This window comes from Marinospirillum celere (assembly GCF_900112235.1).
Taxonomy (GTDB): domain Bacteria; phylum Pseudomonadota; class Gammaproteobacteria; order Pseudomonadales; family Halomonadaceae; genus Marinospirillum; species Marinospirillum celere.
In genome coordinates this window covers 344,641-359,989 of record NZ_FOLH01000003.1, presented here as the reverse complement: position 1 = coordinate 359,989, position 15,349 = coordinate 344,641, and the positions used below count along the sequence as shown (strand labels likewise).

Below are 15,349 nucleotides of genomic sequence, written 5' to 3'. Positions count from 1 at the left end.
TCCTAACGGATAATCGTGCGGGGAAGTCGCTGACGGCTGGCACTGAGCACATCGATCACCTTGCCATGCCCGCGGAGGCCAAACTGGACATCAAAGTAACGGATATCCCATTCGGCAAGACGCTCTTCATACAGTGGAAACTCTGAAACCTCAAAGCGGCGGCTGCCATCCCGAAATTCTTCCAGGAACTCAGGGAAGCCGTAAGGGCCGCGGTATTGCTTAACCAGACTATAGCTGTCGACCTGAATAGTCAGGCGAACCGTGCCACAATCCTGTGTCCAGGTGAATTCAGCATCCACCCGGTAATTGAAGTTTTCCACTTCCTGCACACCGTCTTCACATTGCAGTTCTAAAAGTGTGCGGCTGGGGAGTTGTTGTGCCCCTGGATTGACTGAAGTCGGGCGGGTGCTGAGGATTACCGAGTAATAATCCTGATTTTGCTTGCGAAACTCATCCGCTTTGGCCAGATAAGTCAGGAGTTCGGAGTTGACTGGATAGGGGGTACCAAAGGCCAGGTTGGCTCGATAACCTGCGCCATAGCGGCGTCTAACAAAGGTGCTTAGGTGTTCTTCTGAAAACTCCCAGAGTAGGCCACTATCACCATAGAGGTAGTCGGCCATGCGCTCCTGGGGTACACCGTCCGTTGCGGCCAGAAAGTTTTCTTCCCAAAGCTCCTGGAGTTGATAGGCTGACTCCTGAACTTTGTAGCGACGAAACATGTTCAAAGGGCCGCGAAAAACCGCCCAAAAAGGCTCATTAAAATCGGTATTGCGACCCAGCAAGCCCTGTAGATCCTGAAGGTTGCGATAACCTTCAGCCAGAGAGGTTTGACCCTGACTGGGGTCGTCAGGATTGGCGTAGAGATCCAGCATACTTAGGTGAGCCAGGGAACGCACTTGAGATTCCTTGGTCATTTCACGAATGTTATGACGATACTCACCTAAAATATCGGCGGCTCTTTCGACCAGTATTTCCTGTTCATCACGTGTGGGTCCACCTGCTTTTGCTTGGGCTTTGGCAGCTGATTTACCCGCTTTAGCCAGTGCTTTACCGATTTTACCTGCCTTACCCATCATACGTAGTGCAATACGCTGTAGACCACTGCGGTCCGCGCCCGTTTCATCAGGACCGAAAGCTTTCATTTCCTGATGCAGTTCGATCAGAAAAACCCACTCGGGAGCATCATCATCCATAAAGGGTTTGAGCTCTTCAGCCATTCTGTCGAGTACTGCAAAGTGTTGATTGCGGGTTGTTGCTTGAAGGTCCACCGCATCACGCCAATTGTTGGGGCCAGAAAGGACATCAACACCCTTTTGAAAATTCAAGGCAAACTGTTTCCAGGCTTCCAGATAGCGAGCCCGATAACTTTCCTTGAAACCAGGAATCAAGTGGTTGACCTGATCCAGCTCCAGATCTTCTTCATGAGTGGCCAGAAGTTGACTAATGAAGTCATCAATCATTTCTTTGCCCTGGGCAGTAAAAGCGGCGGGTACTCGCACGTCATCTTCAGTGCGGATGCCCCGCCAGAACTCCCCCAGGCTGACTTCTGCCTCCATGGCTGCTTGGTTGCCCCAATCAATTAACCAGTCAAGGCTACCCGGGCTCTGGGCCAGAATCCGTTGCAGGTAGGAGCGCTTGTTTTCCAGTCGTGCTTCAAGTTTGCTGTCTTCCGGCTGACGATCCAAGAATTCCAGATAAAGCTGATTCAGCTGACCCATCTGGCTGACATCCAGGCCTTCCAGACTGGGGTCATCGGCCTGGCTGTAAGCGGGCGGCAGAGATTGCAGCTCACTCATGCCTGCTCCATCCAGGCGAGCTTGTAGCAGGTTGACCTCACGCACCAGCTGACCAACAAAACGCGCCATTTCCTGGCCCAGTTCATCACCACTGAGTCGACCTTCGAAGAGTTTACGCTCGGCACTGACCTGAAGTTGACGATCCAGTGGTTGAATCAGGTTTTGCTCAATACGCTGTAGCAGAATTCTTTCCAGGCGCTTTTGAAAGTCAGGCGTGCTGGTAAAGCTGTTCAACCAGGGCAGGAAGTTGTGTTCTTCAAGCTGCTGGTTAAGATTAGCCAGCTGACCGTTGACGTCCAGGTTGCTGTTAAAGTCACTGCGTACCACCAGATTACCGGCATAGCGATCCGTCATGTCCTGAAGGAAGCGGGTATCCTGCCGGTAGACATAAGCAAGGCTGAGAAGTACCGCGAAGATGAGCACGGCATACCCAGAGATCCAAAGGTTGCGAACGGCCTTTTCGGCTCTGACCGCTGCCGGAACTCTTTCAGTTTGATTGCGCTCACTGGCCAGGATTTGGGTAAGCAGATGCTGACAGAAGAGCCCCTGGGGACGCTGGCTTCCTTCTTTATCGGGTAGGGTCGAAGCGAGATAGACACCACGTAGTGTGGGCAGTTCTTCAAAGATGCTTTCCTGGAAAACGCCCTTGGCAAACTGCCTTAGGCGGCTACCCAATTCATTCAGGCGTGTCGGCAGAACCAGAGCACCGGTTGAAATCTTGCCGCCGCGCAGCATAAAGATGTTCAAGTCCTTAAGGCGCTCTGCCATTTCCACGATACTTTGTTCAACAAAGTCGTCGGCTTCCTGGCGTTGTTGATTGAGTCGACCTATGGCCTGTTCTTTCAGATGCTCAGGGAGCTGCTCCTGCCAGTCGTCTATGCCTTCCAGTTTTTCCAGGCCAGTGATGACAAAGTAAACCGGGAAGCGGGTCTGAATGCTTTTCATCATTTGACCCAACTGGTCACGCAGTTTCAGACCTTCTTCAAAGAGGTCATCTTCGCTGGAATTTTCCAGCCATTGCCAGTCCAGTGGCAGTAATAGGCCATTGATAGGTTCTTCACGACGTTTTTGGCTGAGCAGGTTCAGCAATCGCTGCCATTCAGGGTTTTGTTGCTCAGGGTTTTGAAAGACATGCGGCGACACCTGAACCAGCAGGTTGTCATTGTAGGGCCACCAGCTGATGGCCGAAGCTGCGGAATTGAGTCTTTTTTCTGCATCCGTGGGCAGGGGGATACGCGCGGCTTGCAACAAGTCCCGGGTTTGTTGCCTTTCACCCAGCAGCAGATACCAGGGCAGGGCATAGCGGGGATCCAGGTTTTTATCAACTTCCGGTGCGCTTTCCAGGTAGCGGATGACTTCTTTGAAACTGGCATCCAGGGCTTGGGTTTCCGCAGAAGATATCGGTGCTGCTTCAGGCTCACCTTCCTGCAGAAGGCGCTTGGCTCTTGCTCTAGCTCGCCAGCGTATCCAGCCCCAACGGCCGACCCGGAATGCCAGCCAGATCAGGAACAGATAGACAGCAACCGTGATGCCGGAAGCGACTGGACGATTCAGTAGCAGGGCACCGAAGGCAGCGGCCAGGGTGATCAGTGACCAGACCAGTATAAATAGAAGTATTTTCAGAAACGTTTTCACAGGTTAACCCTTCTTGTTTTGTCTGGAGGCTTAAATCAGTGCAACCAGCCTTTGTGCCAGAGCCAGAACCTCGACCCGCATCAGACCGTAGGCCAACAGAACAGCCAGTAACGGCGCTCCCAGGTATAAAGGAAGATAAGAAAAGCGCCGGTACTGGGGACTGCCAGCCGCAGCCGGGGGATAGGCTTCGGGAGTGAGCAGGGTTTCAGGGTGGTCCCAGGGATGTTTTTGTCCCTGAGCCAGGAGTTCAAAGTTTTCCAAACGCAGGCTATCCAGGCGGCTGCGATCTTCAGGGGCAAAGAAACGTCCACAGAAGCCCAGAGCCAGGCAGTAATAGAAGACCTCACGCACATCCTGGTCAGCTGGGTCAATCAAGGTCAGGGAATTCAAGTGTTCAAAGAACTCCTGGCCTGCATTGGCTGTGCCGTAATAGCTTTTTTGCAATAGCTGACTGCCCCATTGGCGGGCTTCCTGCCAGTTGGATGACATCAAGAGTTCATCAATAAAAGCAATTACCGCAAAGCGGGCTTTTTCATAGTGTTCCCGCCGATAGCCCAGGCTGGCATAAACCAGCGCCTTGTCGGCCAATAGCTTTTCAACCTCGGTTCGGGTTTTTTCATAGTCTGGCTGTTGGCCTGCCTGGATGTCATTTTGCAGTTGTTTGACATAGGCAAGAACATCAATAAAACAGTCAATCATTCTCATGGCTTACCCCTTGGTGGCGACCAGCTCGACGCTTAAATCTTCCGGCGCATCAGGCCAGGCCAGCTCCAGTAGTCCTTCTTTTTCAACGGCAGCCCAGGCTTCATTGTGGCGTTCCAGTAAAAAATAGGTGGAATTGGGTCTTTGCGGCAGGCCTTCAGGGCGCACTTCCAGGAGACGTTTTTCCACGCCCGGTAGCGCACGCGCTTGATAGGCTGGCACCAGGGAAGGTGTTCCCAGTTTGGAATAGCGTTGGAAAGCTTCCAGCCACTCAGCCCTTTCCTGATGAGTACGTAAGACCAGATAGAGTTTTTGCTGGTGATCCAGGAAGGTTTTGGGCAGTTCCAGGTGGTAGTGGCCTGCATCCTTGATTTCAAAGCGAGCCAGGGATTCAGAATCGATGGCAATTTCATTCATCAGCCGCATGGCGAGCTGTTTGGCACGTCCGAAACAGTGACCCAAATTCAGGTGGTCGTAATCAGGTAATCTGAGTCCGGCACCGGGCATTTCACCACGGATATTGGCGTTGACTGAAAAGCAGCTCAGCTCGGCAATCAGCTGGCGGGCTTCCAAATACACTCTTTCTGGTGGCACCTGCTTCAGATCCAGTAGATGTGAGAAGCCTTGGGTGCTGCGTGAAAGAACATGCAGAGCCAGGCGATAACGCATCATTTTTGGATTGAAATCAGAGTTACGGTAACTGGTGGGCGACTGCTTGTAGTCTTCCAGCTGGGTTGCTCGCGAGACTAACTCGTCACGCAGATTCTGCAGCCACAAATAAAGCTCAGGCAGAGCATTCATGGTGAGAACCGGCGGCAGAAAATCCGGATTCAACTCAACATGTTCATCTTGTTGAATCAGCTGACAGAGTGGCAGGCTTTCCACACCACTGAGTTCATTGAGCTGACTGCGGGTGACCAGCTTGCCGTAGAGCGTCAGTAAAGGGGTTTCCACCTCTTCACCGGGCTGGTGGTAGTCCGGCAGTTGCTCGGGCACTTCATTTAATCGGTACCTGGGTAGCTGGCGCTGAAAGCTGTTGTTGCTGGTTTGTACTGCCTGGAATTTCTGGGCACTACTGACCACCAGATAAATGTCCAGAGGTTCGCGGCTATCCGGCCAGTTTTCTTCATCAAGAATCAGGTCTTCAAGATCGGCATTGCCTGGGAAATCAAACCAGGTGCCATCACGAAAAAGAACCTTCAACTGGCGGAAGGAAACCTTGCCAGCAGCCAGGGCTTCTTTGTCCTGATCACTGGCAGCCACTCCCCAGACATAGGATCCCAACGCCTGGCGCAGGGCATGTTGCGTGCTTAGATGATGGCTATCCAGGTGCTGAAAATGCTGTGGTTGCAGGAACAAACCCTGGTGCCAGTAGATTGGTTTGCTAGTCAAGGTGTCCGTCCTTTTGTTATCGGTTATAAAGCGCGTGCTCTGACGTGATTGATCTGTTCTTCACCCATTTCCACCCAGATCTGCAAGCGGGCGGGTTGATCGGGTGCCTCGTCATAGCGTCGCCAGAAACGCCACCAGGGACCACGCGGAGGATTGCGATTGGCTACTGTGGGAATGGGTAGTTCCCGGACACTGGTGTCCTGATGCATTTGGTAGTAGCCAGCCAGGATGACCAGATGCCTGGCATCCTTGACTCGATTAATCCTCAGGGTTCGGCTTTGTCCTGGTGCCAGAGTGACCCGGTTTTCCCGAACAAAGTTGCTGTTCAGCTCAGTCGCATCGGCCTTCATCAGGTCAGCCAGTCGGAAGGAGGAGTTACGGTAACTATCCATAACGGCCAAATCATCCACCTGGAGTAACTTGACAACCAGCGTGTGGGGACGGCCCATGCGCTGGTTGAGTTCTGCCGTCGCTTCCAGCCGCAGTACCAGACCTGCTGCCTCAAAATCCCCTTCACCTGAGCCCAAACGGCTGGCTGGCGCAGGCTGGCTACCTTGATACAGCCAATAATTGGCTCCATCCTGCCAGACCCAGGGCGTATCTGGGTCTGAATTGTCATAGTCAGGTGCTATATGGCCTGCCCAGGGTGTTTCCTGCTGCTGGCTGGCACAGCCCGCCAGTAACAGGAAAGCGAACAGCAGTAATCCCAGCCTTTGCAGCATGGATGGCTTACTCCCCAGCCCAGTTATCTATTGCCGTGCTGGAGGCCACTTCGTGATTCCAGGTAATGCTGCTGTAGGTCAGACAAACCTCTTCATAGGCATTCTTGTCATCATTGGCCGGGTCCAGAAAATCTGGAGAGACGGTACGAATATCAACGATCTTCGCGCCTTCCAGTTCGATGGTGTAGTAGTGAACAGGCTGGCCATCACTGCCGGTGTCGGCACTGCGGTAAAAGTTCAAAATGCAGGACAGATGCTTGGGCTCGGCAAGACACTGAAAGAGCAATGGCGAGCTTTTATCAATCAGCTTGCGAACTTTTAGATACTCATGCTTGCGGTTACCTGTTACCTGGCCGGTCAAGCGATCAGTAGGGATGCTGACCTTGTGATCAAAGCCAGTGACAAAGATTTCATCTTCATGACCTGATTTGTAAAAGGCACCGATGCTGTCCTGGCTGGATGCACCTTCGCTGAGGGTGTCGCCGTCGGCGGTATCGATACTCATATAAATGACGTTAGGCATAATAAAATCCTCTGATTAGTGAGTGGAGCTGGGTTCAACTCAGGCTCTATCTAAAAGTCCAGTTAAAGAAAGGGTGAAATTGGCACCCATAAATTTGAAGTGAGGGGTGACTTCCAGCCCCACTTGATACCAACCGGCTTCACCGTCGACTTCGGTAACCGTAACTTCAGCTTTACGAAGTGGACGCTGACTGCGTGTTGCTGGTGAGGGGTTCTCCTGGTCAGCAACATACTGGCGTATCCAGCGATTCAGTTCGCCTTCCAGGTCGGCGCGGCTTTTCCAGCTGCCCAGATTTTCCCTTTGCAGCACTTTGATGTAGTGAGCCAAGCGGTTGATGATGAACAGGTAAGGCAGTTGGGTGCCTAGTCGATAGTTCAGTTCAGCAGCCTTGGCTTCAGGATCAGAACCAAAGTATTTGGGTTTTTGAATGGAGTTGGATGAGAAGAAGGTGGCGTTATCGGCATTCTTGCGCTGAGTCAGGGGAATAAAGCCCAGCTCGGAAAGCTCATATTCCTTACGATCAGAAATACTCACTTCAATCGGCCCCAGAGTTGCCGGAGTACCTTCAATTTCCGTGACATGGATAGGCAGGTTAAGCACTGCACCACCGGATTGCGGGCCAATGATATTGGGACACCAGCGGTAGCGGGCAAAACTTTCCATCAAGCGGGTTGCATAAGCATAGCTGGCATTAACCCAGAGGTAATCCTTGTCATTTTCAATAGCTTCCTGATAGACAAAACTGCGCACTGGTTTGTCTTCACCAAAGAGGGGGCGGCCCATTAGGCGAGGCAGGGTCAGGCCCAGATTACGAGCGTCTTCCTGTTCACGTAGGCCGCGCCACTTGATGTACTGGGGCCCTTCAAACATGGATTCCAGTTCTTTGATTTCGGGTAATCCAGACCAGTCTTCCAGGCCAAAGAACTCAGGTGAAGTACCGGAAATAAAGGGTGCGTGGGTCATGGATGATAAGGCTGCCATGCTTTCCAATAGTTGAATGTCCGGCGTTGCAGGTGAGAATTCAAAATCACCGACAACAACACCGTAGGGTTCACCACCAAACTGGCCGTATTCTTTGGTATAGATGGTTTTGAATAGCGCTGACTGGTGAACTTCAGGGGAGTCTTCAAAATCTTCGAGCAATTCTTCTTTGCTGGTATTAAAAATCTCGACCTTGATGTTTTCGTTGAAGTCAGTGCGCTGGACCAAAAAATCCAGGCCGCGCCAGGTGCTTTCCAGATTCTGAAGCTCTGGAGCGTGCAGCAGGGCGTCCATTTGCTGACCCAGGCGGCGATCCAGCTCGTCAATCATCTGTTCGACCAGAGATTTGTCGACACGGGCAATAGGCTCCTCCTTGCTCAGCAGTTCGCCGAGCAGGAGCTCTATGCCTTGATGGGCGAGTTGATAGCCAGCATCTTCTTCTTTCAGGCGAGTGAATTCCAGAATTTCACCAACCAAGGGTTGTTCTTTGACTTGTTCGCTCATGATCTACCCCTTATTCCTGTTCGTTGGATGCTGAATCTGCTTTTTTGCCGCTTGGTGCTGCATCCAAGCCCAGTTCTTTCATCAGCTTTTTGCGCTGGGTCGCGTCTTCCAGCATCACCTGGATGGTTTTACGCATGGTCGGTGTATTGCCCAAAGGGCCTTTCAGGGCTTTCAGGGCCTCACGCAGTTCCAGGGTTTTTTGCAATTCGGGGATGCTTTGGGCCAGTTGGTCAGGTTCCAGATCCTTGAGGGATTGGGGAGCCAATTCAATACTCAGTTCTTCTTCGGCTTCGTTGAGGTAGTTGGGGATGCTGAAGTTGAGTTGCAGGCCTTGACTGGCCATGACTTCATCGAAGTTTTGTCGGTTGATGTTTTGGCTTAGTCTTTCCTGGATGGGTTGGGGGTCGTCTCCAGTTCTGAATTCACCCAGTATCAGCACCTTGAAAGGGAGTTCAACTTGGGTTTTGGCATCGCCCGTTGCGGGGCGGTAGGAAATATTGATGCGTTCTTTGGGGGCTACCGAAGTACCCTGATTTTTGCTCGCCATGCCTTTATCTCCAAACTTAGATTTGTTTTTTCTAATCTTTTGGTGGTTTCCTGCAACTTTTATCTGAAAAGAGATTAGCAGCCAAAATCATCAGTGTCATGACCTGGTGGGTAAAAACTGCCAAGCCGATCACAAAAATAATCAAATATGGTGTTTATATGATATTTTGTGGTTTTTTAATTTTAGCTTTGCAGGATATTGTTGAGGCGGAGATTACTTTCCTGTAGACGTTCAGATTGCAATTGAACGACATGGCGATGAAAGCTGAGGGCCATATCCGGATCTCTGGCTTCCATCAGCTCCAGGTTGGCAGCATTGATGGCAAGAAGCTCAACATCACCTATGGCGCGGGCTGATGCGGCTCTGGGCTGCCCTGTATAGAGACCCATTTCACCCAGTAGTGTGCCTGGGCGCATTTTTTTGAGTCTCAACATGGGCTGGTCAGGTCTTTCCAATAAAACTTCGACCTGGCCGGTAAATATCAAATAAAGGTGGCTGTCTTGCATACCTTGTTTAATAATCCACTCTCTGTCTTTGAAGGGTATGCGGGTAAAATAATCAACCAGGCGATTAGCTTGCTTATTATTTAATTTTAATTTTTCTTTTAATAGTTGGTACGCATTGGCAGGGCTTTCTTTTTGCAAGTCTTTAATTAGCTTGTTTTCAATAAACTCCAGAGCCTTTTCCTGGCTTTTATGTAAAAGCAGATGGCCGGGCCAGAAGTGATCCTTGATGGGCAGGCCAACAGCAGTGAATCTTTTTTCAAGGGCCTTGTTGAGTGCAGAGAGATGGATCTCAATGCCTGCCTTGTCACAAAACTGTTTGAGCCGGGTTAGGCTGTTGCCTGTTGAGGTATCGGCATTGACCACTCTTTGCATATCGAGCAGTAGGGTTTTTATGGGTTCTTCAGCTTTCAATACATCCTGGCGAATTTCTTCAACTAGGGTGTTGGCAGTCCCAAAAAACAGAAAGCCTTTTAATTGATAAATACGCACCTGATTGGCTTGTTGGTCCAGCCATTCTTGCTCATTGGGTGAGCGCTCAACATTGCTGCTTAAACCCTTGAGGTTAGTTTTAAGCTGAACAACTTGTAAGCGACTGTATTCGCGAATGAATAAGATAACGGTTAGCAATAGTCCTAGCAAAACCCCAGGCAGAAACCCTTGTAAAAGAATGGTTACAAATATAATGGCAATAACAAGCTGGTCACTTCTTGGGAAGCGCTTGTGGGCACTAAGCAGCCATTGGTGGACAAACTGCACCCCTTGAAACATCAGTATTCCGGCGACTAAAGGCAGGGGTAGCCATTGAATCAGCAAGTCATGAAAGAAGTAACCCAGGGTTAGAAACAAGGCCATGAGCACGCCTGTCAGGCGTGTGGCTGCTTGCATCTGTCGAACCATGGAAGTTTGGCTGAGTGATAGTGAGCCCAGGCTGCCACCGGCCAGGGCGTTGATAATATTAAAACTGCCAGCAACTTTGAGCTCTTTGTTCAAATCTAAATCCTGCTTGGCAAGCAGTTCAATAGAGGTAGCTTGAAGGAGCATGGATAAGGTGGCAATAACGGCCAGGGTAGTGAGGATATCCCAAGACAGGTCCAGCCAATTGATGTCAGGCAGGCCGTTTTGTGTCCACTGCCAGGCTGTTAAGGGCAGTTGCCCTGCTGCTTCCAGTTCAAAAAACCAAGTGTTCTGGGTATCCAGGAAGGGAGCAAGAAACACTAGGAGCAGGCTGCCTACTAAAGTCACTAGAGGTAAAAGATGGGCTGGCTTAATGATGTTTTTCAGTAGCCAGAGTGTCAATGTAATGCCCAGCCCTATCCACAGTGCTGTATTGTTTAAAACGTCCAGGGTCAGGGTTTGCAGACCCACCAGGGCCAGGCCTCCCTTGATGAACAGCCAGCCTACTCCTGCAAGAAAACCAGCCAGCACGGGAAGGGGAAGGTAGCGAACTAGCTTGCTGAGCTTTAGCCAACCAAGCAATAACATCAGTAGAGCGGTTAACAGGCTGCCTGTCAGTAGCAGGGTCCAGAGCATCTCAGCACTGGGTTGGGTGCGTTGAAAAAGGTCGGCAAACATGGCGGCCGCACTGGGCAAGGGAATGGCGATGAGTCCCTTAAGGCTGCCTTGCCAGGCCAGAATCAAAGCGGAGAGGGTGGCGGTAAAGAGGAGGCCCTTGACCAGGTCCGGCAGCAGGGAAGGGTGGCTGCTATGCACCATCATGGCGGCAAAGGAAAAAGACATGACCAGACTGATCAGACTCATCAGGGCTGCTGCAGGCAAAACCTTCAATAGAGTGCTGGCTGGTGGCAGGGTCATTTTTTTATCCTTGTAATGCCAACCTGGAAGTTTTAAGAGCGCATATCATGTGCCTTGATAGGGTAGCCTCTTTCCCGGTAAAACTTCCAGTCAGCTCTTTTAGGTTGTTTGATGGTTTCGGAATCATCAATGATTTCGGCCACTCGCTGGAAGCGTGAAAAATGGCTGGGAATCTTCAAATCCAGGTTGAGTAGGACATCATGATGATCGCCAGGCTCTTCCTGCCAGCCGATTTCTACAGGCGAAGGCGGTTGGCAGCCTAGGAGCCCGTGAGGGATGAAGGCTTCAGGTTTAAAGCTCCAGAGTTTTTCATCCAATTGCTGTGCTGTGGCCTGATCAGGGACATGGATATATAACCTATGCCCCTTTTTCCAAATAGTTTCTGCCAGACGACAGGCAAAGTTCAGCCGTGACTGAACTTCACCTTCGGGCAAGAGATAAAAGTCTATCTGGGTCATTAGATCAAGCGCTTTCCTGTTTGGCTTTAGCGGTTTGCTCTTCTTGATCCAAGAGGTATTGCACCAGTAGCCCAACAGGTCGTCCGGTTGCACCCTTAAGTTTGCCCGAATGCCAGGCAGTGCCAGCGATATCCAAATGTGCCCAACGGAAATTTTCAGCGAAGCGGGACAGGAAGCAAGCAGCGGTGATAGTGCCAGCAGGGCGCCCACCGATGTTTTGCATATCGGCAAAATTGGAATCCAGTTGCTCCTGGAACTCTTCCCACAGGGGTAGCTGCCAGGCGCGGTCTTCGGCATCCAGGCCTGCTTCAAGCAGAGAAGCAGCCAATTGATCATCGTTACTGAGCAGCCCTGTAGCTTGATGGCCCAATGCAATAATGCAGGCACCCGTTAGGGTCGCTATATCGACCACACTTGCAGGGTTGAAGCGTTCGGCGTAGGTCAGTGCATCACAAAGCACCAAGCGGCCTTCGGCATCCGTATTCAACACTTCGACTGTTTTTCCGGAAAGGGTAGTGTAGATGTCACCAGGCTTACTGGCGGTGCTGGAGGGCATGTTTTCAGCAGCGGCTATCATAAACACCAGGTTGAGCTTGGGTTTGAGCTGGCGAACCGCTTCAAGGGTGCCAAGAACGCTGGCTGCGCCACACATATCAAACTTCATCTCATCCATGCCTTCGCCGGGTTTGAGGCTGATGCCGCCGGTATCGAAGGTGATGCCCTTGCCGAGAAGCACGTGCGGCTTGTCATCCGGGTTGGCTGCGCCCTTGTATTCCACGACGATAAGGCATGAGGGCTGAGCACTGCCTTTGCCAACGGAAAGCAGGCTGTTCATACCCAGTTCTGCCATCTGGTCTTCATCCAGAATGCGGGTCGTAAATGCAGAGTCTTTGGCGGTCAGCTGCTCAGCTGTTTCTGCCAAATGCATAGGCGTGCAAACATTGCCTGGACGGTTACCCAGGGTGCGAGCCAGATTTTTACCCTGGCCGATGGCTTGTCCGGCTTGAAGAGCCAGGTCACCATCACTTGAGTCCTGATTTTCGGGCCAATGAAACAGAAGTTCTGCGGGTTCTGCAAAGTCACTGGGCGAAGATTTGAATTCAGTAAAACGGTAAAAGCTGGTTTCTGCAACTTCAGCAAGAAGGCGAAGCTTCCAGGCTGAATCCCGGTTGCGCAGTGGGGTATCCGCCAAGGCCAAGCAGGCATCATGCAGGTTGAGCTGGGAGAGGTGATCATAAGCAGCTTGGCAGGCTTTACGAAACTTGGCATCCGTAAGCTTGTCTTCTTTACCCATGCCCACCAGAAGAACTCTTTGAGCTTCACAGCCGGGTGCAAAGGGAATCAGAAAGGTTTTGCCTAAACCTGCCTTAAAGTCGCCCCGATCCAGTAGCTGGCTGATCAGGGATTCGGTGGCCTTGTTGACGGCCTGGCCGCTGAAAGTGAGGCTACCTTCCTGCAGTACGGGCAGGACAACGCAGGCGGTTTCCGTCAGCGCGGGGGAATTGGTAACCAGTTTGAAGTTCATAACCACTCCGGGAAAAGTTATCGGTAAACAAGTGTGGCAAGACAAGCTAGCCAGTGGTGTAGGATAATGGCTTTACTCAAGAATTGCATCGTCTGATTAAGGGAGTTGTCCTTGATTCTTTACCGTTATATAGCCAAGGAAATCCTTGCCTCTACCTTGGCTGTGTCCAGTGTGCTGCTGCTCGTCATTGTCGGCAGTCGCTTTGCCCGCTTTCTAGGCCGGGCTGCCAGTGGGCGCCTTTCCCTGGATTCTCTGGGCCAACTAACCTTGCTTTATATGCCCTATGCGGCTCAGATGATTATCCCCATCAGTTTTGTTTTGGCAATTATGCTGACCTTTGGCCGCCTGTACATGGAAAGTGAAATGTCCGTGATTCAGTCGTCAGGAGTAAGCCAGCGCAAACTTTTAAATCTGGTGCTGTCGCTGGCTTTGGTCGTGGCCGGTATTACCACTCTGGCCACCCTCTATGTTACGCCTTTGACCCAACAAATGTCTGAGGTGGTTATTCAAGAGCAGCAGCAGCGAACCGGTTTTGAATCCATTACCCCAGGTCAGTTTATTGAACTAGGCAGCCAGGCTGTTTTTGCACGCAGTAGTAGCGAAGATCAGCAAACCCTACAGCAGGTATTTATTGCTCAAAATGATGGTGAGACAGATGAATTGGCCTTGGCTCAGAGAGGCTTCCAACAAATTGCTGATGAAACCCTGAGCCGTTTTTTGGTTTTGGAACAAGGTCATCGCTATGAGTTGCCGGGTGATCAAAACCTGGAAATGACGGATCTGCAATTTGAACGCTATGCCTTGAGAATCGGTGTTCACCGCCCGCCAACCATAGAACAGGAAGTGGAAATGTTGTTCTTGCCTGATCTCCTGGCGAGTAGTGAGCGAGCCGCTGCTGTGGAACTGCAGTGGCGCCTGGGTTTGCCTTTGATGGTGCTGATTATGGTCTTGATAGCAATGCCTTTGACACGGGTTAATCCGCGGCAGGGGCGCTTTGTTGCGCTTTTACCGGTGCTTTTTCTACAAATGGTGTTTTTAACCAGTTTGATGTCCCTGCAAGGCACTATTAACAAAGGGCAGTTCCCTCTTTATCCGGGACTTTGGACCATTCATGGCGTATTTTTGCTGTTAGGGGTTCTACTCTGCTGGCGCCGGGGGGTCTTTGCAAAATGAGATTGCTAGGACGCTATTTATCGCGATCGGTACTAACTGCCACCCTCGGGGTTCTTCTGGTTATTGTGGGGCTGGATTATATCTTTACCCTCCTGGAAGAACTGAAAAGGCTGACGGATACCTACACCCTGATTAATGCCTCAGTATATTTGCTGATCCGGCTACCAGAACGTATTTATTTATTCCTTCCAGTAGCTATTTTGGTAGGGGTATTAATTGGGTTGGGAAGCCTGGCATCCACCAGTGAATTAACGGTTATGCGGGCTGCAGGGGTTTCTATCCCACGCTTGATTCTGCATGCCTCACGACCTGTTGTGGTTTTGCTGATTTTGGCAATGCTGGTCAGCGAATTTTTCCTGCTTCATTGGGCGCAAACTGCAGATACCTACCGCTGGGAAAATAGAACAGGCCGCCAGGCCGCTACCGTGAGTACAGCCAGGGACTTATGGCTCAAAGAAGATAATGCCTTTTATCGAATCAATGTCGCGCGGGATGATGGTCGCCTGCTGGGCATCACCCTCTATGAACTAAGTGATGACTGGCAATTACAAAAAAGAGTGACCGCGCCAGAAGCCGAATTTATTGATGGTGACTGGCAGTTACAAGAAGCCAGGGAAGTGATTTTTAATGAAGATCAGTTGCAGGAAGTGACTCATGCCAACTTGGTTCTGCCCTTACCGATACAACCAGAATTTGTCGCCCTCCAGGCCTATTCAACGGGCGACTTGCCACCGTCAAAGCTATGGACTTATGGGCGCTATCTGGAAAGCAGGGGGCAGCCCAGTGGCTTTTATTGGTTGGCTTTTTGGCAGAAAATACTCCTACCCGTTACCGTCTTTGCTGTAGTAATCCTGGGGGCCTCCTTTACTTTTGGGCCCTTGCGTTCGGTACCTGCAGGAACACGGGTTTTTCACGGTATAATCATTGGCTTGTCTGTAAAATTTGCCCAGGACTTGCTGGGCCCTTCAGCCTTGCTTTGGGGATTCACACCAGCCCTGGCGGTATTGATACCAGCAGCAGTTTGTGCGGTTTGGGGTATATGGTTGATACGTAAAGCAGGATAAGAAAACAGG

At 51.0% G+C, this 15,349-nt stretch carries 12 protein-coding genes; 2 read left to right on the top strand and 10 right to left on the bottom strand.

All coding sequences use genetic code 11. From position 1 onward, the window contains the following. Nucleotides 1-2: 2 nt before the first annotated feature. The 10 genes from BM185_RS08750 to BM185_RS08705 all read right to left on the bottom strand — a co-directional run bounded on the left by BM185_RS08750 (nt 3) and on the right by BM185_RS08705 (nt 13,103). Nucleotides 3-3,431, bottom strand: coding sequence for a type VI secretion protein IcmF/TssM N-terminal domain-containing protein (locus BM185_RS08750; RefSeq protein WP_091962256.1), 3,429 nt, complete (start codon nt 3,429-3,431; stop codon nt 3-5). 30 nt (nt 3,432-3,461) lie between these two features. Beyond that, the gene (locus BM185_RS08745; protein WP_091962253.1) at nt 3,462-4,136 is read right to left on the bottom strand and encodes a DotU family type IV/VI secretion system protein; all 675 of its coding nucleotides are present in this window, start codon (nt 4,134-4,136) and stop codon (nt 3,462-3,464) included. Nucleotides 4,137-4,139: 3 nt separating this feature from the next. Further along, nucleotides 4,140-5,525 carry a type VI secretion system baseplate subunit TssK gene (gene tssK / locus BM185_RS08740; RefSeq protein ID WP_177203517.1) on the bottom strand — a complete coding sequence of 462 codons (1,386 nt, stop codon included), beginning with the start codon at nt 5,523-5,525 and terminating at the stop codon, nt 4,140-4,142. Between the two features lie 23 nt (nt 5,526-5,548). Continuing rightward, on the bottom strand, nt 5,549-6,247 hold the full coding sequence (tssJ, locus tag BM185_RS08735; protein WP_091962248.1) for a type VI secretion system lipoprotein TssJ: 699 nt from the start codon (nt 6,245-6,247) through the stop codon (nt 5,549-5,551). Between the two features lie 7 nt (nt 6,248-6,254). After that, nucleotides 6,255-6,770 (bottom strand): Hcp family type VI secretion system effector, encoded by a 516-nt coding sequence (locus BM185_RS08730; protein ID WP_091962245.1) that lies wholly within the window; start codon nt 6,768-6,770, stop codon nt 6,255-6,257. 39 nt (nt 6,771-6,809) lie between these two features. Next, the gene (gene tssC, locus BM185_RS08725) at nt 6,810-8,255 is read right to left on the bottom strand and encodes a type VI secretion system contractile sheath large subunit (protein ID WP_091962242.1); all 1,446 of its coding nucleotides are present in this window, start codon (nt 8,253-8,255) and stop codon (nt 6,810-6,812) included. A gap of 10 nt (nt 8,256-8,265) precedes the next feature. Continuing rightward, nucleotides 8,266-8,802 (bottom strand): type VI secretion system contractile sheath small subunit, encoded by a 537-nt coding sequence (tssB, locus tag BM185_RS08720; protein ID WP_091962239.1) that lies wholly within the window; start codon nt 8,800-8,802, stop codon nt 8,266-8,268. A gap of 182 nt (nt 8,803-8,984) precedes the next feature. Next, nucleotides 8,985-11,120 carry a SulP family inorganic anion transporter gene (locus BM185_RS08715; RefSeq protein WP_091962236.1) on the bottom strand — a complete coding sequence of 712 codons (2,136 nt, stop codon included), beginning with the start codon at nt 11,118-11,120 and terminating at the stop codon, nt 8,985-8,987. Between the two features lie 32 nt (nt 11,121-11,152). Next, a complete protein-coding gene (locus BM185_RS08710) occupies nt 11,153-11,578 on the bottom strand; it encodes a DNA polymerase III subunit chi (protein ID WP_091962233.1) in 426 nt (141 codons plus the stop codon). A 4-nt stretch (nt 11,579-11,582) separates the two neighbouring features. Next, nucleotides 11,583-13,103, bottom strand: a complete 1,521-nt coding sequence (locus BM185_RS08705; protein ID WP_091962230.1) for a leucyl aminopeptidase — start codon at nt 13,101-13,103, stop codon at nt 11,583-11,585. Between the two features lie 111 nt (nt 13,104-13,214). Between BM185_RS08705 and lptF the strand changes: the two genes are divergently transcribed. Together lptF and lptG are read left to right on the top strand one after the other, a co-directional pair. After that, complete coding sequence (lptF, locus tag BM185_RS08700) at nt 13,215-14,276, top strand: LPS export ABC transporter permease LptF (protein WP_177203516.1); 1,062 nt, start codon at nt 13,215-13,217, stop codon at nt 14,274-14,276. After that, a complete protein-coding gene (lptG, locus tag BM185_RS08695) occupies nt 14,273-15,340 on the top strand; it encodes an LPS export ABC transporter permease LptG (RefSeq protein WP_091962225.1) in 1,068 nt (355 codons plus the stop codon). Before lptF ends, lptG begins: the two co-directional genes overlap by 4 nt. The last annotated feature ends 9 nt before the right edge of the window (nt 15,341-15,349 follow it).

What these genes read in the sequence shown, in the direction of transcription:
- BM185_RS08745 (WP_091962253.1), bottom strand. Translation starts at nt 4,136, where the DNA reads ATGAGAATGATTGACTGTTTTATTGATGTTCTTGCCTATGTCAAACAA.
- tssJ (WP_091962248.1), bottom strand. Translation starts at nt 6,247, where the DNA reads ATGCTGCAAAGGCTGGGATTACTGCTGTTCGCTTTCCTGTTACTGGCG.
- BM185_RS08730 (WP_091962245.1), bottom strand. Translation starts at nt 6,770, where the DNA reads ATGCCTAACGTCATTTATATGAGTATCGATACCGCCGACGGCGACACC.
- tssC (WP_091962242.1), bottom strand. Translation starts at nt 8,255, where the DNA reads ATGAGCGAACAAGTCAAAGAACAACCCTTGGTTGGTGAAATTCTGGAA.
- tssB (WP_091962239.1), bottom strand. Translation starts at nt 8,802, where the DNA reads ATGGCGAGCAAAAATCAGGGTACTTCGGTAGCCCCCAAAGAACGCATC.
- BM185_RS08715 (WP_091962236.1), bottom strand. Translation starts at nt 11,120, where the DNA reads ATGACCCTGCCACCAGCCAGCACTCTATTGAAGGTTTTGCCTGCAGCA.
- BM185_RS08710 (WP_091962233.1), bottom strand. Translation starts at nt 11,578, where the DNA reads ATGACCCAGATAGACTTTTATCTCTTGCCCGAAGGTGAAGTTCAGTCA.
- BM185_RS08705 (WP_091962230.1), bottom strand. Translation starts at nt 13,103, where the DNA reads ATGAACTTCAAACTGGTTACCAATTCCCCCGCGCTGACGGAAACCGCC.
- lptG (WP_091962225.1), top strand. Translation starts at nt 14,273, where the DNA reads ATGAGATTGCTAGGACGCTATTTATCGCGATCGGTACTAACTGCCACC.